This window comes from Niallia oryzisoli (genome assembly GCF_036670025.1).
GTDB classification, from domain to species: domain Bacteria; phylum Bacillota; class Bacilli; order Bacillales; family Cytobacillaceae; genus Bacillus_BD; species Bacillus_BD oryzisoli.
On sequence record NZ_CP137640.1, the window covers coordinates 2,038,860 to 2,064,157 of the forward strand.

General features: G+C 38.1%; 25 protein-coding genes, 1 pseudogene and 1 riboswitch. Of the genes and pseudogenes, 20 read left to right on the forward strand and 6 right to left on the reverse strand.

All coding sequences use genetic code 11. The features are described 5' to 3' along the window. Positions 1-113: 113 nt before the first annotated feature. The 13 genes from R4Z09_RS10235 (at position 114) to R4Z09_RS10295 (ending at position 11,295) form a co-directional block, all read left to right on the forward strand. Positions 114-1,601, forward strand: coding sequence for an aldehyde dehydrogenase (locus R4Z09_RS10235; protein WP_338452221.1), 1,488 nt, complete (start codon positions 114-116; stop codon positions 1,599-1,601). Between the two features lie 124 nt (positions 1,602-1,725). Beyond that, positions 1,726-2,505, forward strand: a complete 780-nt coding sequence (locus R4Z09_RS10240) for a 2-keto-4-pentenoate hydratase (RefSeq protein ID WP_338452222.1) — start codon at positions 1,726-1,728, stop codon at positions 2,503-2,505. 39 nt (positions 2,506-2,544) lie between these two features. Beyond that, positions 2,545-3,327, forward strand: a complete 783-nt coding sequence (locus R4Z09_RS10245; RefSeq protein WP_338452223.1) for a 2-keto-4-pentenoate hydratase — start codon at positions 2,545-2,547, stop codon at positions 3,325-3,327. 40 nt (positions 3,328-3,367) lie between these two features. Continuing rightward, positions 3,368-3,559 (forward strand): 4-oxalocrotonate tautomerase, encoded by a 192-nt coding sequence (locus R4Z09_RS10250; RefSeq protein WP_338452224.1) that lies wholly within the window; start codon positions 3,368-3,370, stop codon positions 3,557-3,559. Positions 3,560-3,744: 185 nt separating this feature from the next. Next, positions 3,745-4,365 (forward strand): branched-chain amino acid aminotransferase, encoded by a 621-nt coding sequence (locus tag R4Z09_RS10255; protein ID WP_338452225.1) that lies wholly within the window; start codon positions 3,745-3,747, stop codon positions 4,363-4,365. A 243-nt stretch (positions 4,366-4,608) separates the two neighbouring features. Beyond that, positions 4,609-5,037: a cell wall hydrolase gene (locus tag R4Z09_RS10260; RefSeq protein WP_338452226.1), complete on the forward strand. Its 429-nt coding sequence runs from the start codon at positions 4,609-4,611 to the stop codon at positions 5,035-5,037. A 51-nt stretch (positions 5,038-5,088) separates the two neighbouring features. Next, a riboswitch (TPP riboswitch) is annotated at positions 5,089-5,196 on the forward strand. A gap of 113 nt (positions 5,197-5,309) precedes the next feature. Beyond that, positions 5,310-6,116, forward strand: a complete 807-nt coding sequence (gene thiM / locus R4Z09_RS10265) for a hydroxyethylthiazole kinase (protein ID WP_338452227.1) — start codon at positions 5,310-5,312, stop codon at positions 6,114-6,116. A 12-nt stretch (positions 6,117-6,128) separates the two neighbouring features. Beyond that, positions 6,129-6,935: a bifunctional hydroxymethylpyrimidine kinase/phosphomethylpyrimidine kinase gene (thiD, locus tag R4Z09_RS10270; RefSeq protein ID WP_338452228.1), complete on the forward strand. Its 807-nt coding sequence runs from the start codon at positions 6,129-6,131 to the stop codon at positions 6,933-6,935. Continuing rightward, positions 6,932-7,585, forward strand: a complete 654-nt coding sequence (thiE, locus tag R4Z09_RS10275) for a thiamine phosphate synthase (protein WP_338452229.1) — start codon at positions 6,932-6,934, stop codon at positions 7,583-7,585. Before thiD ends, thiE begins: the two co-directional genes overlap by 4 nt. A gap of 288 nt (positions 7,586-7,873) precedes the next feature. After that, positions 7,874-8,140, forward strand: coding sequence for a 2Fe-2S iron-sulfur cluster-binding protein (locus R4Z09_RS10280; RefSeq protein WP_338452230.1), 267 nt, complete (start codon positions 7,874-7,876; stop codon positions 8,138-8,140). Positions 8,141-8,155: 15 nt separating this feature from the next. Beyond that, on the forward strand, positions 8,156-10,048 hold the full coding sequence (locus R4Z09_RS10285) for a XylR N-terminal domain-containing protein (RefSeq protein ID WP_338452231.1): 1,893 nt from the start codon (positions 8,156-8,158) through the stop codon (positions 10,046-10,048). Between the two features lie 189 nt (positions 10,049-10,237). After that, positions 10,238-10,978, forward strand: coding sequence for an AzlC family ABC transporter permease (locus R4Z09_RS10290; protein ID WP_338452232.1), 741 nt, complete (start codon positions 10,238-10,240; stop codon positions 10,976-10,978). Next, positions 10,969-11,295, forward strand: coding sequence for an AzlD domain-containing protein (locus R4Z09_RS10295; protein WP_338452233.1), 327 nt, complete (start codon positions 10,969-10,971; stop codon positions 11,293-11,295). The genes R4Z09_RS10290 and R4Z09_RS10295 overlap by 10 nt, the downstream gene beginning before the upstream one ends. Before the next feature lie 71 nt (positions 11,296-11,366). Here R4Z09_RS10295 and R4Z09_RS10300 read toward each other — a convergent pair whose 3' ends face one another. After that, positions 11,367-11,738 carry a cytochrome-c oxidase gene (locus R4Z09_RS10300; RefSeq protein WP_338453244.1) on the reverse strand — a complete coding sequence of 124 codons (372 nt, stop codon included), beginning with the start codon at positions 11,736-11,738 and terminating at the stop codon, positions 11,367-11,369. Between the two features lie 154 nt (positions 11,739-11,892). Between R4Z09_RS10300 and megL the strand changes: the two genes are divergently transcribed. Together megL and R4Z09_RS10310 are read left to right on the forward strand one after the other, a co-directional pair. Then, positions 11,893-13,101: a methionine gamma-lyase gene (gene megL, locus R4Z09_RS10305; protein ID WP_422392258.1), complete on the forward strand. Its 1,209-nt coding sequence runs from the start codon at positions 11,893-11,895 to the stop codon at positions 13,099-13,101. A 214-nt stretch (positions 13,102-13,315) separates the two neighbouring features. Further along, a complete protein-coding gene (locus R4Z09_RS10310) occupies positions 13,316-14,233 on the forward strand; it encodes a CsxC family protein (RefSeq protein WP_338452235.1) in 918 nt (305 codons plus the stop codon). Between the two features lie 103 nt (positions 14,234-14,336). On the opposite strand, the gene R4Z09_RS10315 is transcribed toward R4Z09_RS10310, so the two are convergent. From R4Z09_RS10315 to R4Z09_RS10325, 3 genes are all read right to left on the reverse strand, one after another. Beyond that, complete coding sequence (locus R4Z09_RS10315; protein WP_338452236.1) at positions 14,337-15,668, reverse strand: hypothetical protein; 1,332 nt, start codon at positions 15,666-15,668, stop codon at positions 14,337-14,339. A gap of 223 nt (positions 15,669-15,891) precedes the next feature. Then, positions 15,892-16,680: a CsxC family protein gene (locus R4Z09_RS10320; protein WP_338452237.1), complete on the reverse strand. Its 789-nt coding sequence runs from the start codon at positions 16,678-16,680 to the stop codon at positions 15,892-15,894. Positions 16,681-16,982: 302 nt separating this feature from the next. Further along, a complete protein-coding gene (locus R4Z09_RS10325) occupies positions 16,983-17,774 on the reverse strand; it encodes a CsxC family protein (RefSeq protein ID WP_338452238.1) in 792 nt (263 codons plus the stop codon). 181 nt (positions 17,775-17,955) lie between these two features. On the opposite strand from R4Z09_RS10325, the gene R4Z09_RS10330 reads away from it, so the two are divergent. After that, positions 17,956-19,146, forward strand: a complete 1,191-nt coding sequence (locus R4Z09_RS10330) for a ParM/StbA family protein (RefSeq protein ID WP_338452239.1) — start codon at positions 17,956-17,958, stop codon at positions 19,144-19,146. Between the two features lie 14 nt (positions 19,147-19,160). Beyond that, positions 19,161-19,550: a hypothetical protein gene (locus tag R4Z09_RS10335; RefSeq protein ID WP_338452240.1), complete on the forward strand. Its 390-nt coding sequence runs from the start codon at positions 19,161-19,163 to the stop codon at positions 19,548-19,550. 128 nt (positions 19,551-19,678) lie between these two features. Here the strand turns inward: R4Z09_RS10335 and R4Z09_RS31020 are convergent. Further along, a pseudogene (locus R4Z09_RS31020) lies at positions 19,679-20,065 on the reverse strand (CotY/CotZ family spore coat protein). Beyond that, on the reverse strand, positions 20,043-20,240 hold the full coding sequence (locus R4Z09_RS10340; RefSeq protein ID WP_338452241.1) for a hypothetical protein: 198 nt from the start codon (positions 20,238-20,240) through the stop codon (positions 20,043-20,045). The pseudogene R4Z09_RS31020 and the gene R4Z09_RS10340 overlap by 23 nt, the downstream one beginning before the upstream one ends. A 339-nt stretch (positions 20,241-20,579) precedes the next feature. Between R4Z09_RS10340 and R4Z09_RS10345 the strand changes: the two genes are divergently transcribed. The 3 genes from R4Z09_RS10345 to R4Z09_RS10355 all read left to right on the forward strand — a co-directional run bounded on the left by R4Z09_RS10345 (position 20,580) and on the right by R4Z09_RS10355 (position 25,246). Continuing rightward, complete coding sequence (locus R4Z09_RS10345; protein ID WP_150439352.1) at positions 20,580-20,780, forward strand: cold-shock protein; 201 nt, start codon at positions 20,580-20,582, stop codon at positions 20,778-20,780. Between the two features lie 183 nt (positions 20,781-20,963). Continuing rightward, the gene (locus R4Z09_RS10350) at positions 20,964-22,109 is read left to right on the forward strand and encodes an exonuclease SbcCD subunit D (protein WP_338452242.1); all 1,146 of its coding nucleotides are present in this window, start codon (positions 20,964-20,966) and stop codon (positions 22,107-22,109) included. Then, complete coding sequence (locus R4Z09_RS10355; RefSeq protein WP_338452243.1) at positions 22,106-25,246, forward strand: SMC family ATPase; 3,141 nt, start codon at positions 22,106-22,108, stop codon at positions 25,244-25,246. The genes R4Z09_RS10350 and R4Z09_RS10355 overlap by 4 nt, the downstream gene beginning before the upstream one ends. Positions 25,247-25,298 lie beyond the last annotated feature (52 nt).

Consider the following 25,298-nt stretch of genomic DNA (forward strand, 5'->3'; position numbering starts at 1 on the left):
TTCCACTTTGTTTCATATAGAGCAACTAGGGAGTTGTATATGAAACTAGAGAGCGTTATCATTACTGTAGAAAAACAAACCAATATGATTTATAATCAAGGGGGATATATATAATGGCAGTAGAAGCAAAAAATACTATTGTTGAACCTATTGTTAAAGCATTTGATTGTTTACATTTTATTGACGGTAAATTTGTTCCGTCTGTAGATGGAAAAACTTTTAATAACGTGAATCCTGTAACAGAAGAAGTTTATGGTACAGTTGCAGAAGGAAGTAAAGCTGATATTGATTTAGCGGTTGCAGCTGCTAAACGTGCTTTTGAAGAAGGTCCTTGGGGTAAAATGAGTGTTCAAGAACGTTCAAAAATCATCCGCAAGGTTGGAGATATTTTAGAAGCAAGACAAGAAGAGATCGCTCAATTAGAATCTTTAGATACTGGAAAGCATCTTAAATTCTCACGTCACGTTGATGCACCGCGTGCAGCAGCAAACTTCCATTTCTTTGCTGACTATATGATTTCTGTAGGAACAGAAGCATTCCAAGATGAAGTTCACGGTGCGATTAACTACGGTTACCGTCGCCCAATCGGAGTAGTTGGACTAATCCAGCCATGGAACCTTCCATTATTCTTATTAACTTGGAAATTGGCTCCAGCATTAGCAGCAGGATGTACAGTTGTTATTAAGCCTTCTGAATTAACGCCAATGACTGCAACAAAATTAATGGAAATTATGAAAGAAGCTGGTGTTCCAGACGGAGTTGTAAACATAGTTCACGGTTTTGGACAAGGTGCTGGAAGTGCGATCAACAAACATCCTGATATCGCAGGTATTGGTTTTATCGGACAAGTTTCAACAGGTGCTAAGATCATGGAAGAAGCTTCTAAAACATTGAAAAAGCTTTCTTTCGAATTAGGCGGTAAAAACCCTAACATCATTTTCGCTGATGTTGATATTGATGAAGTTGTTGAAACAACGATTAAATCAAGCTTTACAAACCAAGGGGAAGTATGTGTCTGCGGTGAAAATATCTTTGTTCAACGTTCTATCTATGATGAATTCGTTGAAAAATTAGCAGCAAGAACAAGACAATTAAAAGTTGGTAACCCATTCGATATGGCATATGACCAAGGCGCATTAGTTGCAAAAGTACATTACGACAAAGTAATGAGCTACTTTAAAATTGCTGAAGAAGAAGGTGCTACTTTCGTTACAGGTGGTAAGCGTCCTGAAGGATTAGATAAAGGATATTTCGTTGAGCCAACGATTATTACTGGCTTGGAATATGGAGCTCGTTGTACTCGTGAAGAAATCTTTGGACCAGTTGTTTCAATCATTCCATTTGATACAGAAGAAGAAGTAATTGCGATGGCAAATGATACCCGTGTGGGATTAAGTAATACAATCTGGACAAACGATATCCGTCGTGCACACCGTGTTGCACAATCAATCGAATCTGGATTATCATATATCAACTGCTGGTTCGTTCGCGATTTAAGAACTCCATTCGGTGGTACAAAAGACAGTGGACTTGGCCGTGTTGGGGGAGTTCACAGCTGGGAATTCTACACTGAAATAACAAACATTTGTGTGAAGTTATAATTCTTAAATACATGAAGAAATAATGCACGGTTTTTTAGGTAAGACCGTGCAATATTTTCGTAAACTCCATAGACTTTCCATTAAATAGCTATTTAAAAAAAGTACATAAGAGAGGATGAAAGAAATGACTAGTAAAATTGAAAAATTTGCTGCTTCTCTTGCACAAGCTGAAGTAACAAAGGTTGGAATTGATCCACTTACAGTAGTAGACCCGGAGATTACTGTTGATGAGGCGTACTATATTCAATTAGAAAATATCAAAAAGAAATTAAGCGAAGGACAAAAAATTGTCGGTAAGAAAATTGGCTTAACTTCTGTAGCTGTACAAAAAATGTTGGGTGTTGATGAGCCTGATTATGGTCATCTTTTAGACAGCATGGTAGTGGAAAATGGCGGAACGGTTGATACAAAAGACATGCTCCAGCCAAAAATTGAAGGCGAAATTGCTTTTGTCTTGAAAAAAGACTTAAAAGGGCCAAATGTAACAGCTGTTGATGTTATTCAAGCAACAGATTATGTACTTCCAGCGTTGGAAATCGTTGACAGCCGTGTGCAGGACTGGAAAATTAAATTGCAAGATACAGTAGCTGATAATGCTTCCAGCGGTTTATATGTATTAGGCGGTAAACCAACAAAGCTTGAGGATATTGATCTTGAGTTACTTGGCATGGTTCTTTATCAAAATGGCGAAATGGTAAATACTGGTGTTGGTGCTGCGGCACTTGGCAATCCTGCAACATGTGTAGCATGGTTAGCTAATCGGTTAGCTGATTATGATATTTCATTAAAAGCTGGTGAAGTAATCCTATCCGGCGCCCTATCAGGAATGGTAGTTGCAAACGCTGGTGATTCATTCACAGCAAGATTTGCACACTTAGGACAAGTTAGCGTAAATTTTAAATAATCCGTACGAAATAGATGATGATACAGGGAGGAAAAGCAAATGGCAAGTGAAATCATTAAACAAATTACAGAATATTTAGTATCGGCTGAAGTTGAAAAACGTGAAGTGGTAAAAGTAACGGCAAATATCAAGCCTGACTTAACTGTTGAAGAAGCATACGAAGCGCAAGAATTGCTTGTGCAAACAAAATTAGATCAAGGTCACAGAATTGTTGGTCCTAAAATGGGTTTAACAAGTAAGGCTAAATGGGATCAAATGGGTGTATCCGAGCCTATCTACGGTTATGTATTTGATTATATGTTAGTGGATAACGGCGGAGTAGTGCCATTCCAAATCCATCCGAAGGTTGAAGCAGAAATCGCTTTCCTTATCGGTGAAGATATTGAAGGACCTGGAATTACTGGTGCTCAAGTATTAGCGAAAACAGAATATGTTTTACCTGCACTTGAAATCATTGACAGCCGTTATGAAAACTTTAATTTCACACATACTGATGTTATTGCCGATAATGCTTCTACATCAAGAGTAGTATTTGGTAATACATTGAAAAAACCTAGTGAATTAGATCTTGACTTAGTTGGAGCAACTTTAGCTATTAACGGTCAAATTAAAGACCTTGGTGCTGGTGCAGCTGTTTTAGGTCATCCTGCTAATGCAATTGCTGTCCTTGCAAATATGCTTGCAAGAAAAGGCCAAAAGATTAAGAAGGGTGATCTAATCCTTTCTGGTGCTTTAACTGGCGCAGTATTATTAAATGTTGGTGATTTTGTTTCCGGTAAATTTGACGGCCTTGGTGAAGTTACATTTACTATGGGTGAATAATTTTTCAAAAGATCATCTTAAATGAGAAAGGGGTATTGTTATGCCATTCATTCAAATTAACATTATGGAAGGTAGACCACCTGAGAAAATTACAGAATTAATCAGTAATGTAACAGATACTGTATCAGAAACTCTTGGTGCTCCAAAGCAAAATATTCGCGTATTGGTTACGGAAATGCCTAAGACACATTGGGGAATCGCTGGTGTTCCAGCTTCTGATTTAGGAAGATAATAGCAGTTTAATCAATAGAAAAATCGAACTGAGCTCTCATCAGTTCGATTTTTTGCGTTTACGATTATGTCAATTTTCCATTCCTTCATGAAAATATTTGCAATTTTGCTGTAAAACCTTCAATATTATTAGCGGTTATGTACATAATTAAGACAAGTAAAATAAACAGAGGATGGTCAAAGATCATGTTAAGGAAACAAATGAAACAATATGTAGAAAAGCTTTTAGCCGAAGGAAAAGTTCCGCTTGAGGTTTATAAAGTAGAGAAGGAATATATAGAAAGGCATCAGTTGCTTTCGGAAGAAATGAATACATCTATTTCACTTCTCGAAAAAGAGCCGTTTAACCGTTTTCAGGACAACGTCTATATTGAAAGAAGTGATAAAGAAACAGAAGAGTTATCAGCAGTGGAATCATCATCTTTTTTAGACCAGCGGATTGATTATTTTAAAAAGAATATCGATCAATTTATGTATTTGGAATCGCCATGGTTTGACATCATTGGAGTTGACGCAATTTCCTTTGAAGCAGATAGTGTATTTGGAAATTATGATGTCATGTTAGGTTTAAAATTGCCAAAGAAATCTAAAGAATTAATTAAAGCTTCGCTAATTCGTGGCTTTCAACATGAAACAGCTACATTTGATTTGATGTTTAGCGAGAACGATGGTCTTTGGGATTTGAATTTTTCTTTAAACGAGCTCACGGACTTTCATGAGGAATGGACCATTAGGGAAGCCTATAACGCCATATATGACCTGCTGTTTAAACTGGTAGAGGATGTAGAAGTGGACATTTCGAAATAGAAAATTAATGATCTGCTGTATGGATACTGATTGTAAGTTAGGCAGCAGGCATAAATTTATCGTAATAATTATGTTAACTTAATAGGATCATCGACAAGAAACTTTGTTCATCAAAGAAGGGCAGGGGTTTTTGTCATTCTTCATGCCATTTGAATAGGATATGAGGGATGATAGGAAAAAACTTCTGCATACGGGACGGAATCGGTCTTATGATGGAAGTGTACCAAAATGGGAGGTGAATCTATGGCGGTAGTAAAGGCTACTGAGTCAGATATCAACTTGTTAGCCAGACTGCTTAGAGCCGAAGCTGAAGGTGAAGGCCAATTGGGAATGCTGCTGGTTGGAAATGTTGGGATTAACCGGATAAGAGCCAATTGTTCAGATTTTAAAGGTCTGCGGACCGTACCACAAATGGTATTTCAGCCGCATGCCTTTGAAGCAACAACGAAAGGGTACTTTTATCAGCGGGCAAGAGAAAGTGAAAAACGCTTAGCCCGCCGCGCTATAAATGGTGAGCGGAACTGGCCAGCAAAGTATAGCCTATGGTATTTTCGGCCGCAGGGAGATTGTCCACCAACCTGGTACGACCAACCGCATGTTGGACGTTTTAAACTTCACTGTTTTTATGAGCCGACAGGCGAGGAATGCAGCAATGTGTATTCCACATTTTAATTCTTCCTTTACATTTTCTCAGTATAGTATTATGATTAATAAGAATATTAGTACATCTACTAGGGGTGCCTTTTTTGGCTGAGAGAAAAACATGACTTTTTTCAACCCTTTGGACCTGATCCGGCTCATACCGGCGTAGGAAAGTAGGAAATTAATTACTTTCTTATCTTACTATACCAAGTCAGGTCCACCAAAGGGCCTGGCTTTTTTAGTTGCAAGCGTCATTGTTAATGCTCTTGTTGATTTTTAGTAAAAAAGAGGAGGAGAGAAGGATGGAAAAGTCAAAAGTACATGCTTTATTAAAAAGGGTTCGAGAGATAAATCCACTCATACATAATATTACCAATATCGTAGTAGCCAATTTTTCTGCCAATGGGCTCTTGGCACTTGGGGCATCACCAGTGATGGCAGATGCAGTTGAAGAAGTAGACGAAATGGCAAAGTCCGCTGATGCTGTCGTTTTAAATATGGGAACGTTGAATCGAGAGTCTCTTGAAGCGATGATTGTTGCCGGAAAATCAGCAAATGAACAAGGTGTTCCTGTTATTTTAGATCCAGTCGGAGTGGGGGCCACTTCATATCGAACAGAGGCTGCCTCAAAGCTGATTAATGAAGTGAAATGTTCGATTATCCGTGGTAATGCAGCTGAAATTGCCAATCTTATCGGGGAAAAATGGGCGATTAAAGGCGTTGATGCGGGCAACGGAAATGGTGATGTTTTTGCCCTCTCCATGGCAGCTGCTAAAAAACTTAAAACAGTTGTCGTTGTAACAGGGAAGGAAGATATAATCAGCGATGGGCAATCAACAAACTCTGTCCAAAACGGTCACTTTATTTTAACAAAAGTAACGGGTACAGGCTGTTTGTTATCTGCAATTGTTGGTGCATTTGCTGCAGTTGAAAATAATTACCTGGACGCAGCGACAGCAGCACTTGTTTTTTACGGAGTCGCAGCTGAAATTGCTGCAAATAAAACTGATGAACAAGGGCCTGGTAGTTTTCAAATCGAGTTCCTTAATCAGCTTTCACTTGTATCTTCATCTGAAATAGACCTGTATGGTTCTTTCCATACAAAATAAGGAGGCAGACAGATGTTTAAAGCATTAACAATTGCCGGCTCTGATTCGGGTGGCGGTGCCGGAATTCAGGCAGATTTAAAAACCTTTCAGGAATTGGACGTATATGGGATGTCTGCAATCACAGCCGTAACAGCCCAAAATACATTAGGTGTACAGGGAGTTCAGCCAATTTCTAAAGAGATGATTGCAGCACAAATTGACGCAGTTGCACAAGATCTTGGTGTAGATGCGCTGAAGACAGGTATGCTGTTTTCAAGCGATATCATAATAACAGTTGCGGAAAAAATTCGTCATTATGGATGGAATAAAGTAGTTGTCGATCCGGTCATGATTGCAAAAGGCGGGGCACCATTATTGCAGCAGGAAGCTGTCACAGCTGTAAAAGAAAAATTGCTTCCATATGCATTTATCGTTACGCCTAATATCCCGGAAGCAGAGGAATTAACAGGCTTACGGATTCAATCTGAAGCTGACAAAATCGAGGCAGCAAAAAAGCTGATTAGTTATGGTGTGAAGAATGTCATAATTAAAGGCGGCCATGATGAAAATACAAACGAGTCTATTGATTTATTATTTGACGGGAAAGACTCGTATACCTTTACAAGTCACAGAATCAATACAAAAAATACCCATGGGACAGGCTGCACTTTTTCAGCTTCTATTACTGCCTGTCTTGCGAAAGGGTTATCTGTTTATGAGTCAGTCGTCATTGCAAAACGGTTTATAACCGCAGCGATCGAAGCTGATCTTGAGCTGGGCAGTGGACACGGACCGACAAATCATTGGGCATACAAAAGAAAAGCAGGGATAACAGTATGAAAACATTTAATCAGGATTGGCTAAAGAATGCCTTATCATTGTATTTTATTATGGGATCAGTTAATACGAAGAAAAAGCCAAGCATTGTTTTAGAAGAGGCCGTCCAAGGCGGTGTCACATGCTTTCAATTTCGTGAGAAAGGAACGGGTGCATTAGCTGGTCCGGAAAAATATGCTTTAGCTGAAGAGCTGAAGTTTATCTGTCAAAAGGCTGGCATTCCTTTTATTGTCAATGATGATATTGAACTGGCGTTGGCACTTCATGCAGATGGTGTTCATATCGGACAGGAAGATGAACCAGTGAGAATTGTCAGGGAGAAAGTAGGAGATAAAATCCTTGGTGTGTCTGTTCATAATTTTATGGAGGCTCAAAGTGCACTTCAGGTTGGTGCTGACTATTTTGGAGTCGGACCCATCTACCCGACTAATTCGAAAGCTGATGCAAAGGAAGTCCAAGGAGTAAAAATTATCCGGGACCTGCGTTCAGAAGGCTTCACGATTCCGATAGTCGGTATTGGCGGCATTACAGCAAATAACGCGGGGGAAGTCATTAAAGCAGGAGCAGATGGTGTTTCTGTTATCAGCGCAATAAGTCTTGAAGAATCTCCGAAAATAGCCGCGGAAAAATTAAGAGAGGGTATTGCAATTTAATGTTTTCTAATAAAGCCTGTGAGAGAATTTGTTATTTATTCATATAATAAATTTTCTCAACAGGCTTTTAATATCGTATAAAATCAAAACTTAACCGACACTTTGTGTTTGATTAAAAGCATCTATTCAGTCAGTTAGTGTTATTGTTTACAATAAATGTAAGCGTTATCGTTATATAATAGGATCATTCGAGATTATATGTCTGAATAGTAAAAACTTATTCACAAATTAGTAACAAACATTAAAAAGTTTTATTATTTTAAATAGATTAAAAGGAAGTGCATCCTTATGTTTAGAATTAATATTAATAATCAATCTTTTCTATGTGCAAAAGAATGTAAAGTTGTTCAAGCTGCACGTGAACAAATGGTGAAGGTACCCTGTGCTTGCGTTGGCGGGGGATGCGGCATTTGTAAAGTAAAAGTATTTTCAGGTCAGTATGAAATGGATAAATATGCAAAAAGTGCTTTATCAGATGAAGAGGCAAGCGGGGGGTATATTTTATTATGTAAGGCACATCCGTTAAGTGATCTTCAACTCGAATTGATTTCTTAGAAAGAGGGGAATGGAATGCATACAACAATACATTTATTCGATCAAGCAGATTCAGAACTATCACGAAGTCTACAGATTCAAAATCGATCTATTATTGTTGATGCATATGCATTTGGAACATTAAGAAAAGATTTGATTCGTAATATTGGGATGGAACGGACAAAGGGATTTTTGTTTCGCTATGGATGGAATATGGGTGTCCGAGATGCTAAGGAATGTAAAGAAAAAGACCTATATCAAAGTGTGAACGAACTAATTGAATATGGTCCTGTCATGCATTCAATAAAAGGGTATGTAGAGTCAAAAACGTTAAAACTAGAAATAATAAATGAAAACGATATCATAACTTTGCGGATGGACAGCGCTTGGGAGCATTCCTTTGAAGCGGATGAACATCTGGGTCAGATCGGAATGAGTACTTCCCCTGTCTGTTATACACTTTCAGGCTATGCGAGTGGTTTTGTTACAGAAGTATTCGGAGAAAAAGTCATCTTTAAGGAAACTTGCTGCCGTGGTGCCGGGAGCAGCGAGTGTATTGCCGTCGGTAAAAGCTGCACACTTTGGGGAGATGAAATTAAAGAGGAACTGAATTATTTAGAAGAAACTCCGATCTTAAGAGAGCTGGAACTAACTTATGAAAAACTATTACAAGAACGTGATCAATTAACCCTTGTTAGTCATATTAATAAACAATTAACGGAAGAAGTGGTAAAAGGGAGCAGTCTGGAATCAATCATTGCTGCCCTATTTCAATTAAGTAATATACCAGTAATCGTACACAATATTCATGGTCATCCCATTACCTTTGCCGGATTCAATAAGATGGCGAAAGGTTTTACCCCGAATGGACTATTTCAATACATTAATATAAATATGTCAAAGGATTCTGTGTCACAAACATTTCAGCCCATGAATAGTAAACATGAGCATTACACGATGTTAACACATCCTATTTATTTACAGGAAAAAAGAATGGGGTATTGTTCATTTATTTTTAAAGAACATCAACAGGACTTACAAGGTTTTTCTAAACTAATCATAGAAAAGGTTGCTTCCATTTGTTCATTGTGTTTTCTTTACGAAAAAACCAAATTAGCTTCGTTTGAACAAATGAAAGGCTATTTTTTAAAAGAAATACTGAGCGGCCAGTATACGTCAGAAGATGAACTAGTGACAAAAGCGAGTCTTTTTCAATATGAATTATCTAAACCCTATTTCTTATGTATTATTGGTTATACATTCAATGCACAGGATTTTCATAATGAACAAGGTTTTTGTCGGGAAGTCATGGCATCGATTTCTCATTATTTTGCTAAACAGAAGCTTCAAGTCATAATGGATCAAACAGTTCACCAAATTGATTTATTTGTGACTGATTATTTCACAAGCAAAGAGGGGAAATATTCCTTTTTTCAAGAATTAATTGTTTTTTTGCATTCCAGATTTCCGGGATCCCGTTTTTATATGGGAATCAGCAAAAGAACGAGCTCGATCCTGCTTGCACCTGGTGCCTATAAAGAAGCTCTTGGTGCCCAAAGAATGGGAACAAAAAACAACCAATTAATCTTTTTTGACTCCCTTGGAATGGTAGGAACGTTGATAAATAAAAATAATGAAGCTAATGTTAGAGAAATAGCTCATTCTTTACTAGGAAATGTAGAGATGAATGGTCAAAAAAATGGCGATTTGATTAGAACACTCTATTTATTTTTATTAAATGGAGGGAATTTAGAAAAAACAGCGGATGAATTATCCTTATCCATCAGTGGTTTGCGCTATCGGGTGGCTAAAATTGAAGAATTGCTACAGCAAGACATTCGCAATCCGCTTATCAGCTGTCAGCTTTTAATGGCGATTCAAGCGTTAATCATTTTAGGTGATTTAGATATTAAAACGCCAGTGATATAAGGCTGGAAAATGAATGATAGCAACAAGCAGTAGGTTTCCTTCAGAAACCGTACTGCTTTTCTTTTTGTGAACATATTTTTCATTATGATATGATAGAAGGGGCTGCATCATAATTCTATGTTGTTTAAATTCATATATCAGTATTTATCATTTAACGAACAAAATGACACCTTTGGTTAGACAGGAGTGATGGATGTGAGTCAGAAAAGCCTCGAATTGAATCGTGATGCGGTAATGGTTAATGAAGAGAGTTTTTGGATGGGTGTGAAGGATTGTGTCCCGACCTTGCTTGGATATTTAAGCATAGGTTTTGCTGCAGGGGTTGTCGAAAAGACAGCAGGTCTAAGTATAGCAGAAATTGCACTGATGAGTCTTTTGCTTTATGCTGGCTCCGGACAGTTTATTGCAGCCGGGATGATTGCTGCCAGCAATCCTATTTCAGCTATTATTTTTACCGTTTTTTTTATTAACTTACGGCATTTATTATTAAGTGCCGCAATTGCACCTTATTTTCGTCACTTGACTCCAGGGAAAAATATGTTTGTTGGATCTTTATTGACCGACGAGACCTTCGGCGTTTCCATTACCCATCTGCAAAATAAAAAGCAAGCAAGTTACAAATGGATGATGGGTTTAAATATTACAGCATATTTAAACTGGTGTATTGCCAATATTGCCGGCGGGTATTTTGGCAAGTGGATTCCCAATCCGGAAAGCTTCGGACTTGATTTTGCATTACCGGGAATGTTCATTGGCCTTTTAGTCATTCAAATTTTAAGTCAAAAAAAATATTTTGTCGATATCATGGTAGCCATTAGTGCGGTTATCATTGTTGTTATCGTCAGCTTTTTTTCTTCAGGGAGTACAGGTGTTATGGTGGCGGCTATATTAGCTTCCACAATTGGGATGGTGATTGAAAAATGGAGGTAAGATGGACAATATTTGTGCTCATTATTGGTTGTGCATTAGTGACATTCATTCCGCGGGTATTGCCTCTGATGTTACTGAGTCAAATGGAATTACCCAAATGGGTGATTCGATGGTTAAAAAATGTTCCTGTTGCTGTGATGGCAGCATTGTTAGCACAAGAGTTGTTATTATCTGAAAATCAATTTTCGATTTCTGCCAATATCTTGAAATTAGTAGCGGCTATTCCCGCTTTTGCCATTGCGCTGTTGACTAAAAGTCTATTAGGAACGGTTATGGCCGGTGTTATTTTTATGATGATTTTACGTTTTATATTTTAATTTATAGCCTTTTTCAATCTAAAAACCACTTTGCAAAAAAAGCAAAGTGGTTTTTACATAGAATGAAAGAATTATGCCCTTGGTTTCATATTCATTAATACATTCAACGCAAATAAAACAATCGCCAGTACCATAACCGTTCCACCTGCGGCAACTACAGGTACTAAAGCTTCTTGACCTAGGATAAGGAAAAATAGTCCAATCATCATAACAGGCAAGGAAATATTATGAAGCCAAAAATGAGTTTTTGCCAGTTTTGTTGCCGCAAGATCAGGGTAAATACTGTAGATTGCCCCGATTACGGCTAATGACAGCCAGCCTAATAAATTGACATGGGCATGGACCCCAACAAAATCATAGGAATGGGCGATAGACATATACAGTCCAAAACCAACGCCGATAACAAAATAAACAGACGAAATCTGGATTAAACGGATTCCCATCATTTGAAAGCCTCCCTTGAAGTTCATTGATACACTAAACTATATGCATTATGAAGCTAAAAAAGACTTTCAGTGTTATTAAGGATAGAAATTGAAAAGATGACATCCAAAACAGAAGTATCAAACATATCATATAGGTAAATAGATTTAATCAATGAAAAAAACAGGAGGGTGCAATGTGAAGGAGAAAAAACGACGATTTGAAACAGAGGTCATTCATTTAGGCTATCGATCAGAAAAACATGATAACAGTTTAATTCCTCCGATCTATCAAACATCAACATTTACGTTTGCCAATGCGGAGCAGGGTGAAAAGCGGTTTGCCGGTGGGGAAGAGGGGTTCATTTACTCGCGGTTAGGAAATCCAACTGTCAAGATTCTTGAAGAGCGTGTCGCAGCATTGGAAAAAGGTGAAGCGGCTTTAGCTTTTGCCTCGGGAATGGCAGCCGTATCTGCTGTTTTAATGACTTTAACGAAAACCGGTGATCATATTCTATGTTCAAATGGCGTATATGGTTGTACCTTTGATTTTCTGCAGCTACTAAAGCAAAAATACCAGATCGAACATGACTTTTCATTAATGGATTCAATGGAAGAACTCGAACGCAAGATTCTGCCAAATACAACCTGCATCTATATTGAAACCCCTATCAACCCAACGATGAAGCTAGTTGATTTACAAATGGTGGCACAACTAGCGAAGACAAAAGGTATACCCGTTGTTGTCGATAATACTTTCTGCTCTCCTTATTTACAAACTCCACTTTCCCTTGGCTGTGATGTAGTTATTCATAGTGCAACAAAGTATATATGCGGACATGGTGATGTCATTGCCGGATTAGCAGCAGGCAGTAAAGACTGTATGGAAAGAATTGCCCGCACTGTACAAAAGGATGTCGGCGGGATTCTCTCTCCATTTGATGCCTGGCTTTTACTGCGAGGCTTGAAGACTCTCCCGGTGAGAATGGACCGACATTGTGAAAATGCCAAGAAACTGTTTATGTTTTTAAAGGATCATCCTAAAATTGAAGCCATTTATTTTCCTGGTGACAGTCAGTCTCCTGATTATTCCATTATGAAAAAACAAATGAAGAAGCCTGGCGGCATGATCTCCTTTACAGTAAAGGGAACAAAGGAAACAGCACAAAAATTGATGAATCACTTAGAGTTAATAAAAATTGCTGTAAGTCTTGGTGATGCAGAAACGCTCATTCAGCATCCGGCCACGATGACCCATTCAGCTGTACCAGAAAAGGATCGTAAAAAGATGGGGATAGAAAATAATCTGCTCAGGTTGAGCGTAGGCCTTGAAGCATGGGTGGATATAAAAGCAGATTTGGAACAGGCACTGGCGAAAATCTAATCAATTAGGGCTATGATGGACAGCTTACAGTTACCTTATTGTGTGGTTGTCCTTTTTTACATAAAAAATAGGTAAAAGTCTATAAACCTTTGTCCATACCGATTTAGTTTTTACGCATATACAATAGTAAGTCGAAAGAAACAGAGTGTGATTGGTTTAATAAAAACAAACCTTTCTAAGTTCTTTTGATAATTATGTTAAGGAGTGATATGTAATGAGAAGAAATTCAAGCGCTAGTCGTTCTAGAAATAATTATGGTTTTAATTCGTCAGGTCTATATCCAAATCAGTACCATGGTCATTCAGGTACAGGGAACGTCCAAAATGAGCAAGTGAAGGCAAAGATTGTAAACTCTGACTACTATCCGGTTGCTCCATGGAGGGGCGCTGTAAAGCTTGATTACCCATTTGTCGATGCAATTGTACAACTGGCAGACTTTGAGCTGGAAATCGATGTAGAAGCAGATATCGAGCTGCCAACTCCGGCGAAGGAAATCAAATCTGTACGAAAAAATGTTTCTTTAAAGCAATGTAAGGCAGTTCCTTCCTCACATTCACCTGATGTTGTAAAATTATTTATCACTGGGATCCTCCATAAAAATATTCAGTATGTAGAATCAGGCAGTGGCTTTGTTAGAGATTTTGCTGTCGATGTTAAGTTTTCAACAATTAAAAGGGTAGAACTAGATAATCCGGTAATGAATCCATTCGGCCAAGAAGACTTTGAATTCAGCCAAAAAACCTCTACTCATGAATACCGTGAAAGCAATAAATCCGGACACGGTGCAAATCCTCATGTTTCCGGTTTTGAATCATTCGAGACATTTAATGAGCCAATTGAATGTAAGCTTTTAGGTACGAAAATCAGAGAATTGGATCTATTCAACGATTTTGACCATGGTGGAAGATTTAATCATATTACTGAGAAAGCTGAACTTAGATTGTTCATTCGCTTAACACAAATGCAAAAGGTCATGTTAGAGGACTCAGATAATGATTATTCAAAGTATCACAAGAATTATATGAAGAATGACAATAACAATAAGAAAGACGGTTATGAAAGTAAGAACTACAAGAATGAGGACTACAACAAAAATGATGACGATGATGACGACAGGTATGGTAATAATTAAGCAAATACCTTTGCAATTTTTACATGTAAGTCCCTCAGAAAAAGACTGCTGGTTAGTTCTGAGGGAAAATATAAAAATCCATCCAAATCTGGATGGATTTTTATTACAAATGCGTGGATATTGGTATATATTGGTTTTGCATCAAATGAATCATTAAACGAGCTCTGCCTTGAATATCAAGAACTCCATTCTGCGAAATAAATTCATTGTGCCAAATCATATCATAGTTTGTTAATTCTGTTTGAACAGGATGCGTATATTGCTGTGTAATTTCTTGATGCATTTGGATTGTATTCTCCTGGTACATATACTCTTTTTCATGGACTTCAGGTAATATTGGAGCGATCAGCCAATCAACATTTGTCGTTGTCGTCCATGGAACACTTAGCTTTATTGATTGAAGAGAATGAGGATCGTTCTCTCCAATATATTCAATATCTGCAATAAATTCACCTTTTAAGAATAACTTCGGCGCAGGCAGAATAACTTCGCTGTCTAATAAATGAATGCTCCAGTCAACCTTCGTTATTTCATTGAGTGGAAATTCAAGAACCAATGAGTCATAAAGATCAACATCAATTTCAATATGACTAAGCAATACAGGCATTTTAACGGTTGGCAGGGTGAGTTCCTTTTTTGTAGTCTTCTCATCGAACGTTGTTATCTCATCTTCAATCGAGGAAGATTCCTCACAGAGTGCTGATACTTCGAATGATGAGGATTCCTCGAAAACAGAGGATTCCTCAAAGGCAGAAGATTCAACATATACAGAAGAGGACTCTTCAAATATGGAAGACTCCTCTAAGACCGAAGAGGACTCTTCTATTAAAGAATAATATTCTTTATTGTCAGAAGACTCTTGTGATGACGATGACTCATCTTGGAAAAAAAGCTGCCTTAGTTGAAACGGATTTCTCTGACCTAAAGCGTCATCACTAGACGAGGACTCTTCAAGCATGGCAACAAATTGATCGACTAATTTTTCATCAGATGAGGATTCCTCATCAACTGAGGATTCCTCATCAACTAAGGAGTCAGCTTCATGTGAATGTGTCTTGTCTTTAACCGGGTCATAAAATGTGTGCTCATTATTCGCTTCATGAAAGTTTTGATCAGGGTCATTTCCTGCTTTTTCTTTTAATATACTATCTTTTTTATCGGAATCCCGTTCGAATGTTTGAGAGATGGATTGCTCCTCTAGTTTACTAGAATCCGTTTCGTTATTGCGAACCTTTTTCGTATCGTTATACAGCCGTTCTTTTTTCTCTGATTGAACATGTTTTATTTCATGGTCATTAATGACAGGAGGGGTAAAAAGTAACGGTTTAGCAGTTTTATCTGACATGGACTTTTCCTTTTTATTCTCCTCTAAAGATGATCTCGCCTCGGTTTCGGGAGTCTTTTTAACGGATCTATTTGTGTTTCGGTTGTTCATGGCATAGTCATAACCCCTATAATCCATTGCTGGGTAGTAGTAGGGGGAAGGGAACGGTTGATACTGGTATGGAGGATAGGGTACGTGTCTTCGTCCTTTTTTCATTCCATAGGAAGGACTGCTCTAGTAGCCTCCTTTCCGTACACCTCCTTTTCTCAAATGAAAAGTTTTTAAATCTCTAAAGGGATGTATACAGAGATCTTTGTATAATCCCTTTACTTGTTTAAATATCACAATCATCCCAATCATGATGATCATTCGTTGTTGATGTTACACGAATTTGTTGGTTTTGAAGGACCTTTACTTTAAAGTAAATGACCATTTTGTCTTCTGTCATATTAAATGTTCCTTCACCCAGCGGGAATTCTGAATGGATTGAAGGATCCCGCGGCATGCGATTGACAGCCTCACTCCATTCAACTACATTACTTGAGATTAAGTCACAATATGGTAGTTCATTATAAAATTGACTGCTCTCCTGATGGAATTGAGAAAGGTCGCTTGAAATCAATTCATCTTTCTCTGGGAAACCAACAGGTAGCTGTTGTGCTACCATAAAATCAAATTCCTGACGTTTGTTTTTTTCCGGTAAAACTGGTTTAGAAATAAAATCCTTAATTTCGGTGATTAGTTCAAAAGGAATATGCTCTGTACGGGAACGCAAATCCGTTCCAATAGAACCATTAATTGGTGATTCTCTGTTTATAGTTAAATCGCCGCCTGCGTATTGGATGTTTTTACGGACAAATCCTTTGATAAATAGTTTATTGGTTGGCAGCAAAAGACGGCATTGTGTAATGACTAATCTTCGCTTAACATCTTTAATTTCTACTACTTGATCTGGTGAAAAATCAGTTGTGTGAGTGATATCTACCTGTAAATCAAGCTCGGCTAATACGACTGGAACCTTTGTAACAAGTTTTCCAATTGAGACATGTGGATAATGATGTTTTGATTTTTCACAATCGCAGTTTTCATCACAATGATGGTTGTGTTTTTTATAATCTGACATTATAATCTTCCTCCTCAGGGCTTCAGAATAGTGTATTCTATGCCGTACAAATGACTATGTATGGGTATTCGCCCAGAGACAAACATAGAAAACAAGGGAAAACGCCTTGATCGATGATTTTACAATGTTTTTTCACCTAGAAAAATTTATTTTTAAAGCAGCCGTATAAAATAGATGAACCGATTAAATAAGTTATCATATAAATGAATAAATAATTTAGGCAAAAAAACAGCATTATCATGTATCCGATTAAGAAGTACATGATAATGCTGGTCTATTTTATGAAAAATTAACGGTGAGTTTTAAAATATAGTTGGTGGTGTGGCGACAGTTACAAATACCTGTTGATTTTGCAAAACTTTTATTGTAATGGTTAAGACCATTTTCTCGACCATTTCATGGAAAAATCCTTCTTCAAACCATTCTTCGCCGTGAAGCGGTCTACGGTCAATGGCCTCATCCCATTCAGAAATCTTGCTTGAAATAAGCTCACAGAATGGGAATTGATTGTAATTCTGTGTGCTCAATTGATGGAATTGGGATAGATCACTCGAAAGGAAACGGTCTTTTTCCGGGAATCCTTTGCCTAATTTTTGTGAGCGAAAGAATTCATATTCAAAGCGTGTATTTAATACTGGACGCTGCGGCGGTGAAATAAATTCGTCTGCAGGAATAACTGTAGAAACTTCAAATGGTACATCGATTGTATGTGACTTCATTTCGGAAGTGATGCAATTGTCAGAATCGCGGTATGTTGGCGATGCGTATTGAAAATTCTTTCTGACAAACCCTCTAATAAATAAGCGGGCATCGGCAGGCTCAAATACATCCTCAGGTTCTGTAACTGGGTCTAATATCAAACTGCATTGAATGATTTTTACTCTTTTTTTCACATCTTTGATTTCTAAGACAGGGTCGTCAAAATGAATATTTGCACTTAGTGACGTAGTGATTGTTCTTTGTGCTAGGGTAATCGGTACATGCGCAAGGACCGTACCATGTGCCGTAATAGGCTCAGTCTCTTCACTATCAACTTCATCTAATGTTGAAGAAATATTTAAATCGACACACTCTTTTTTATGTTCTTCGCTCATTTTTTTTTCCTCCTTAATATCTGTGTTCCATTTATCCTATGCATGTTTACTATCTCCGCTTAGATAAATGTATCAGTGTAAACGTGGAATTTAGACAAAAAGACGATAGTCCTTTTATAAATGGGTACTTGCACACCTAAATGCCCATCCTGCATAAGATTCAAGAGGAGGTTGATACCCGATGGATAACAAACATTTTCTTGCTGTCGATATTGGAAACAGCTGGTATAAAGCAATCGCTTCTGATGCTGCGTTGGTTAACGAATATCAAATCCCAAATGCATTAGCGTTGTTTGATGAAGAATATTACGAAAAACCGTATGATGATGAAGATATCAATTTTGAAGAAAATTTAATCATTGAAATTAAAAGTCATGCCATTGTTGATAAGCGGGAAATTTATTATATCGGCAAGAGTGCAGCAAAACAGCGCGATGTTAGTTTAACTGCTATTAATAACCAGAAGGTCGATGAAGATCGTACGTACATTCTTTTATTTGGTCTTGCAGCCTATCACGCGGTGTTAGTAAATCAAGAAGAAACAGAGATTAACTACCATATTGATCAATTAGCTGCATCCCTGCCTACGACACAGTACAAAGAGAAAAAGGATTTATTTAAACAGCGTTTGATGGGCACTCATACCGTTATTTTCCATAAAGTACCCGGTATGCTTGAGCCGAAAGAGGTAACGGTTAAGCTTCATGTTCATGATGTTGTTATAGGGGTTGAAGGGGCATGTGCATACCTTGGGCTTACAAGGGATCAGGATACATTAGGTATTAAAGATGATTCAATTGTGAAGGATTCCCTAAAGGGCGTTATTATTGGTGATTTAGGCGGAGATACGGTTGATTTTGTCGGCATCAAAAACAATAAACCGGTTGCTTCTGTAGAAGGGGAACCATTTGGCATCAATCAGTTTCTTGACCATATTATTCAAAAGGTAAGCAAAAATGAATTTTACCGCTTTGACTCTCGTTCAGAATTGGAAGAGAAACTGGCCAAAGGACAATCAGAATGGTATGTTGAGCCGTTTGCAGGAGTCAAAAAAGATATTAGTAAATATATCATTCCCCAGTTAAGAGCAATGGCGATTAAGTATCTTGAGTATTTTGACCGTGTCAGAAGCAGTTCAACTGAAATTAAAGGTGCCGCTAGGTATATTGCCGTCGGGGGAGCTGCAAAATTAGCAAAAAAACAAATTCAACAGGCTTCAGTCAAATGGGCTGAAAGAGGGCGTCCAATTCAACTCTTTTTCCCTGAGGATATGGAGAAGCTAAATGTTCTTGGTTTAATGATTCTTGCGAAAATGAATCAATTAAAGAAAGATCAAGTAAGTACGATTGATTATGAAACCGTAAAGGTATAGAAGGTGTGACGGAAATGTCGAAAATCTACACAGATTACGTCAACAAAGTGGCGATTACGATTCCCGATAAATTCATTGATGTGAAAACAGGTGAATCTTATTCTGTCCCGCTAAAAGTACAAGAGCAGATAGAATATCATGCTGAGAACAGTACCCTTGTTCATCTCGTCATGTCTGCACTTACCAATTACCTTCATCCCCAAAAATTGGGCGGGTCAAGCGGGGGAAATGATGAAATTCTAAATGAACTATCGGAAATAAAAAGAATGTTAGAGGAAATGCCTGCCTTTCCAATGAACAATGCTAATCAAGCAAAGATCATACAGCGTAAGAAACCATTAAAAGCTGATTTTCATGTCGATTTGAAAGAATTAGAGGAAATTCTTGAGGCTTTTGGTGGATAGGGAATGCAGATAAAATGATAAAGCTGATTCATAATGAAGGAGATTGACTATACAATGTAAAATCCAGATGCTGGAGATATTTATTGTATTAGTCTTCCTTGTTATGAATCAGCTTTTTTTTGCAGCTACTATAGACAAACCGCTGGTAAGCAGGAGACAGCGCAGAAACAGGATAAATCAACGGTTACACATACACCTGTTCCGACTAAGTCCTTGACCTTCTTATAGTTAATTTGGCAGCAAGGTGATTGCGTGTTGTGATCATGTTTAAACACTAATAGTTCTAGAACGGCACATCCATCGTTAATAACTTTAATTTAAAAAATAAAAGAAGTAAAACAAGCATATTTTTTCTGCCTTGTCTTCTGGCAAGTATATTCCTTTACTCCGGTGGCTTTGAATGGTTTGCCATCCTCGCGATAAATAATAAATGGAATCGTATTTTTCCTCATTTCTTTTTTCTTCTTGGCAAAAAGGTCAGCCATACAGGATTTACAGTCTGAACGATGCTCCATTCTTCGCTTTTCGACTTCTTTTTGGGCCTGGAGAATAGCTTTCCTTTACACAGTTTTCATGATGTTCTTTGGCATCATGCTTATTTATGCAATCATCATCGCTGCTCTCCTCCCAAAAAAGAGAAAAGAAGCGTTTTGTGTCGTTATGTTTGCGATTAGGACGGTACATGTCCATTTTCGAACACTCCTTATTTATTCAAACTTAAAATTAGTTTATGGTTTTAGCTGTTTTTTGCTTGAGAATCATGTCAAAAATGGAGAACTTATATTAGGTGATAATTTATTTTGAGAGGGCTTACATCCTTAATATAACAGGGTTTTAGTTCTTCTGAATCTTGACATTTCTTACTAATAATGATAAATTTTATTTAACCGTTATGCATCGTGTTAGATTATTGCATGCTGCTTATTCACAGGTTTGACCTTAGTTTGGATGAGTAATGAAAGTAAAGCTATCAACGTTGTAAATGGTAAATTTTATGTGGCTTAACAGCCAATAGGAGGATTTTTTTTCATGAAAAACGGTAAAGTTAAATGGTTTAACTCAGAAAAAGGTTTCGGATTCATCGAAGCTGAAGATGGAAACGATGTTTTCGTTCATTACTCTGCAATCCAATCTGAAGGTTTTAAAACATTAGAAGAAGGTCAAGAAGTATCTTTCGAAGTAGTAGAAGGTGCTCGTGGACCACAAGCGGCTAACGTAACTAAATTATAATTCAATATCTTTATCTAAACAGCTCAGCCAATGGTTGAGCTGTTTTCTTTTTTGTCTGTGATCTTAATGTATACTACTTTATGACAATATTGATTAAGCTGCCAAAATAAGGTTCACTCCCCTTTTTCTTATTTTGTTATAATAGAAGAATGCGAGAAAAGTGAAAAAATGAGGTGAAGCGATTTGAAATTTATCCATACTGCTGATTGGCATTTGGGGAAATTGGTACACGGAGTTTATATGACAGAAGACCAGCGGATTCTCTTGAATCAATTTGTCAGTCTTGTCGAAGAAGAAAAGCCTGACGCTGTCGTCATTGCTGGAGACCTCTATGATCGCTCAGTTCCTCCGACAGACGCCGTCGAGCTATTAGATGAGATTCTTTTTAATATAAATGTAGACTTGAAAATACCGGTTGTGGCGATAGCAGGAAATCATGATAGTGCTGAGCGCCTTTCATTTGGAAGTTCATGGTACCAGAGCAGCCAGTTTTATTTAGCAGGAAAGCTTTCGAAGGAGTTTCGACCAGTTTCAATAAACGGAGTGAATTTTTACTTAGTTCCCTATGCCGAACCGGGGATTGTCCGGCAATTACTCGAGGATGACACGATTCATACGCATCAGGATGCAATGAAAGCCATTATTCATCAAATCGAAAAGAGTATGAATGTAAATGAACCGAATGTGTTTGTTGGTCATGCTTTTGTATTGGGAGGAGCAACCAGTGATTCGGAGCGGACCTTGTCTGTTGGCGGTTCGGGCTGTGTTTCCGTAGACCTTTTTGAGCCATTTTCTTATACGGCATTGGGACATTTGCATAGCCCGTCTGCGATCAATCACAATACAGTAAAATATTCCGGATCGTTAATGAAATATTCCTTTTCAGAGGCCAAACAAAAAAAATCTGTCTCCATCATTGAAATCGATGAGAAGGGTCAGTTTGATTTACGTTACCGTTCATTGTCACCGAGATTTGATATGCGTGAAATGGAAGGAAGCCTAGAGCAGCTCTTGGATCCGCAATTTTATCAGAATGAAAAAGTGGATGATTATTTAAAAATTACCTTGCTTGATGAAGGAGCACTCCTCGATCCAATTGGAAAGCTGCGCCAGGTTTATCCAAATGTGCTACATCTTGAGAAAAAAATTCACTTAACGGATATGAAGAAAAAGCAGCACCTTCAACGTTTAACAGATCACAAAAAATCGGAACTTGAGTTATTTGAAAAGTTTTATACAGACATTACAACGCTTGAGTTTACTGAAGAGAAACGCAAGGTAATGAGTGAAGTCATTGGAAAGGTATTAAAGGAAGAGGTGGCAAAATGAGACCGTTAAAATTAACGATGCAGGCATTTGGTCCATATGCTGCCAGAGAGGAAATTGATTTTACGAAGCTCGGTTCACGGACGATGTTTGTCATTTCAGGGAAAACAGGTGCAGGGAAAACCACGATATTTGATGGAATCAGCTATGCGATCTATGGAAAGGCAAGCGGGGAAGACCGAAATGGACCGGATCTTCGCAGTCAATTTGCCAGTGAGGATCTTTCAACTGAGGTAGAACTTGAATTCAGCCTGCGAGATAAGACGTACCGAATCAGCCGTTCACCACAGCAGGAAAAGAAAAAAGACCGCGGCGAAGGTTATACAACAGTTGGAGCAAAGGCAGAGCTTTATGCTGCCGATGAGACAGGTAAGTTTGAGATCCTTGCATCGAATGTTCGTGATGTTGATGTAAAGATAAAAGAGATTATGCTGATTGACAGCAATCAATTCCGGCAGATTCTGATGATTCCGCAAGGTGAATTTCGTAAGCTATTGACATCAGATAGTAAAGAAAAAGAAATCATACTGCAGCGCTTATTTCATACGGAAATTTACAAAAGAGTCGAAGATAAGCTGAAAGAAGAAGCAACAGGGTTAAAAAATTCTGTCGATAGACAAAAAAATGAACGCAATCAAACGCTTAGCCGCATACAGGCGGTATTACATGATGACCTTAAAAAGGCATTGCAGGAAGACGGTACGAATGATGTGAAGCTCCTGCCCTTACTAAAAGAAGAGATCGAGCTGCTAATGAAGGAACTCTCGCAGCTGCAAAACGATATAAAAGTACATGAAATGGAAAGGGATAAGATTCAGCAGCAGTTGTTTGAAGGCGAAGCGATCATGAAACAACTGCAAACACGTGAAGAACTAAAGAAAAGAAAACTTGAGCTAGAAGCGCAAAAGCAAGCAGTTACAGAAAAAGAATCAAGTATTGTTCTTGCTCAAAAAGCGGCCGTGCTGACAAACCAGGAAGCACTTTGTCATCGTTTAAAGCGTGAGCTTGACAGCGCCAAAGCAAATCAAGATGTCATTTCGGCAAAAAAAGCGGATTTAATAAAAGCACATTCAGAATGGGAGATTAGGTTAAAGGAAGAGAAAGAAAAAGAATCTGAGCGTCAAACTCATCTTGATACCGTGAACCGATTAAAACAAATCGAAGCGGATGTCCGCTCGCTTTCCTTATTCAGCCAGGAAGTATTTCGTATAGATAAACAATTACAGGAAGCCTCTCAAGAGAAAAAGGCCAGTGAAGAGCGAATCAAAACGATTGAAAAGAATGTCCAAACATTACAGGCTGAGAAAAAACAGCTGGACGAAGAGCAGCTGACGTACTTCGAGAATGAACGAAAGATGGACAAACTGGGGCATATCTTCGAACAAATCCTGAAATGTGAGCAGCAATATAATAGTTATGTTCAGGCTGGGAATGACTGCATCTCTAAGGCGGGAATGTTCGAGCAAGCACAATCCCGCTATGAGGATGCAGTGGTTCTCGTTTTGGAGTTGGAGCAAAAATGGCTTCATGGTCAAGCGGCTATTTTAGCGGACAAGCTGCAAAGTGGTGAGGAATGCCCTGTATGCGGATCAACCCACCACCCGAATCCGGCTGTTAATACAAAAGAGGCAATTCCGTCTGAAGAGGACTTAAAAGCCGCAAAAGAGCAGCGCTCTGAGCTGGAAGCCGAGAAGCGGAAGGCTGAATCGTCTCTAATTAAAGCTCAATCAGCAGAAAAAGCATTAGAGGAAAGTGTTACTGAGCTTATGAGAAGTATTGCTAACGAGCGCGGAGAATTCAGGATAAACGAATTAGACTTTGTGAAGAACGATGTAAGGGATGAAAGACAACAGTTTCGTTTAAAACAAGATTATTTAAAGCAGCAAAAGAAAAGATTGGAAATAGTTGGAATACAGATAGAAAAATATGAACATGAAATCAAGCAAAAATCTGAGCAGCTAGCAGACTTTACGGAAAAAGTAAATCGTTTAACGATTCACTTTACAGAAAAAAATACGCTGCTTATGCAAATGAAGGAGAAAATTCCAGGGCGTCTGCAAACCATCTCCGCTTTTGAAAACGAACTGCTAAAAGCTACTCAGGATTATGAAGTGTTAGTGAAACGATATGAACAAGTACAAGCAAACTTCCAAAAAACAAATGAAATGCTTCTAACCGAAACAGCACGTTATGAGGAAGCTGAAAAACAAACCCAAGCACTAGAGCAAAAGTTAAACGTTGAACGGGAAGTTTTTAAGACAACAATGGAACAGCAAGGCTTTAAGGGGTATACGTCATATGAAGCGGCTAAAAAAACCGAGCAGGAAATACAAGCGCTGCAACAAGAGATTCGTAACTACCATGAAGAATACCGCTCAGTAAAGGATCGCTTTGAAGAATTGAACAGCGTGCTTGCTGATATAAAGAAACCTGATCTCGCGCAATTGAACGCTGAGTTTGAGAAGATTAAGCAGGATATTCTAGATTTACAAAATCGTTATAATCAGCTCTATGTAAGAAAAGTAGACGATGAACAAATTACGAAAAAAATTGAAGCGATTAACGATGAAATAAAATCTCTTGAAGAAAAGTATGAATTAATCGGACATTTATACGAGATGGCGAAGGGACAGAATAATCAGCGGATCACGTTTGAGCGATATGTATTAGCTGCATTTTTGGATGATATCCTAAGCGAAGCAAATCAGCGTTTAAAGAAGATGACAAGCGGTCGTTATGAGCTGCTTCGTAAAACAGATCGTTCAAAAGGAAATGTTCAAAGCGGCTTGGAATTGCTTGTGTTCGACCAATATACCGGTCAAGAACGTCACGTTAAAACCCTTTCGGGCGGTGAAAGCTTTAAGGCGGCGCTGTCATTGGCATTAGGATTAGCAGATATTGTACAACAGTATGCCGGCGGTGTATCACTTGAAACGATGTTTATTGATGAAGGATTTGGGACACTTGATCCAGAATCATTGGATCAGGCAATTGAGGCTCTCATTGAAATCCAATCAAGCGGACGGCTCGTCGGGATTATTTCCCATGTGCCGGAGTTAAAGGAACGAATCGATGCTAGGCTAGAAGTGGTAGCAACAAAAAGCGGAAGTCGAACAGAATTTCAATTTCTTAACGGTTGATCAGGTGTAGATTTGCATACGGGGAAGCTTTCATTCCTTGTATGCTTTTTTT

Bases quoted from the DNA above. Each gene is read 5' to 3' on its own strand.
- thiE (WP_338452229.1), top strand. From the start codon at position 6,932: ATGAAAACATTTAATCAGGATTGGCTAAAGAATGCCTTATCATTGTAT.
- R4Z09_RS10285 (WP_338452231.1), top strand. From the start codon at position 8,156: ATGCATACAACAATACATTTATTCGATCAAGCAGATTCAGAACTATCA.
- R4Z09_RS10255 (WP_338452225.1), top strand. From the start codon at position 3,745: ATGTTAAGGAAACAAATGAAACAATATGTAGAAAAGCTTTTAGCCGAA.
- R4Z09_RS10235 (WP_338452221.1), top strand. From the start codon at position 114: ATGGCAGTAGAAGCAAAAAATACTATTGTTGAACCTATTGTTAAAGCA.
- R4Z09_RS10325 (WP_338452238.1), bottom strand. From the start codon at position 17,774: ATGAGCGAAGAACATAAAAAAGAGTGTGTCGATTTAAATATTTCTTCA.
- R4Z09_RS10300 (WP_338453244.1), bottom strand. From the start codon at position 11,738: ATGGGAATCCGTTTAATCCAGATTTCGTCTGTTTATTTTGTTATCGGC.
- R4Z09_RS10335 (WP_338452240.1), top strand. From the start codon at position 19,161: ATGTCGAAAATCTACACAGATTACGTCAACAAAGTGGCGATTACGATT.
- R4Z09_RS10330 (WP_338452239.1), top strand. From the start codon at position 17,956: ATGGATAACAAACATTTTCTTGCTGTCGATATTGGAAACAGCTGGTAT.
- R4Z09_RS10250 (WP_338452224.1), top strand. From the start codon at position 3,368: ATGCCATTCATTCAAATTAACATTATGGAAGGTAGACCACCTGAGAAA.
- R4Z09_RS10290 (WP_338452232.1), top strand. From the start codon at position 10,238: ATGGATGTGAGTCAGAAAAGCCTCGAATTGAATCGTGATGCGGTAATG.
- R4Z09_RS10310 (WP_338452235.1), top strand. From the start codon at position 13,316: ATGAGAAGAAATTCAAGCGCTAGTCGTTCTAGAAATAATTATGGTTTT.
- R4Z09_RS10320 (WP_338452237.1), bottom strand. From the start codon at position 16,680: ATGTCAGATTATAAAAAACACAACCATCATTGTGATGAAAACTGCGAT.
- megL (WP_422392258.1), top strand. From the start codon at position 11,893: ATGAAAAAAACAGGAGGGTGCAATGTGAAGGAGAAAAAACGACGATTT.
- R4Z09_RS10240 (WP_338452222.1), top strand. From the start codon at position 1,726: ATGACTAGTAAAATTGAAAAATTTGCTGCTTCTCTTGCACAAGCTGAA.
- R4Z09_RS10345 (WP_150439352.1), top strand. From the start codon at position 20,580: ATGAAAAACGGTAAAGTTAAATGGTTTAACTCAGAAAAAGGTTTCGGA.
- R4Z09_RS10355 (WP_338452243.1), top strand. From the start codon at position 22,106: ATGAGACCGTTAAAATTAACGATGCAGGCATTTGGTCCATATGCTGCC.
- R4Z09_RS10315 (WP_338452236.1), bottom strand. From the start codon at position 15,668: ATGAACAACCGAAACACAAATAGATCCGTTAAAAAGACTCCCGAAACC.
- R4Z09_RS10245 (WP_338452223.1), top strand. From the start codon at position 2,545: ATGGCAAGTGAAATCATTAAACAAATTACAGAATATTTAGTATCGGCT.
- thiD (WP_338452228.1), top strand. From the start codon at position 6,129: ATGTTTAAAGCATTAACAATTGCCGGCTCTGATTCGGGTGGCGGTGCC.
- R4Z09_RS10280 (WP_338452230.1), top strand. From the start codon at position 7,874: ATGTTTAGAATTAATATTAATAATCAATCTTTTCTATGTGCAAAAGAA.
- R4Z09_RS10340 (WP_338452241.1), bottom strand. From the start codon at position 20,240: ATGGACATGTACCGTCCTAATCGCAAACATAACGACACAAAACGCTTC.
- R4Z09_RS10260 (WP_338452226.1), top strand. From the start codon at position 4,609: ATGGCGGTAGTAAAGGCTACTGAGTCAGATATCAACTTGTTAGCCAGA.
- thiM (WP_338452227.1), top strand. From the start codon at position 5,310: ATGGAAAAGTCAAAAGTACATGCTTTATTAAAAAGGGTTCGAGAGATA.
- R4Z09_RS10295 (WP_338452233.1), top strand. From the start codon at position 10,969: ATGGAGGTAAGATGGACAATATTTGTGCTCATTATTGGTTGTGCATTA.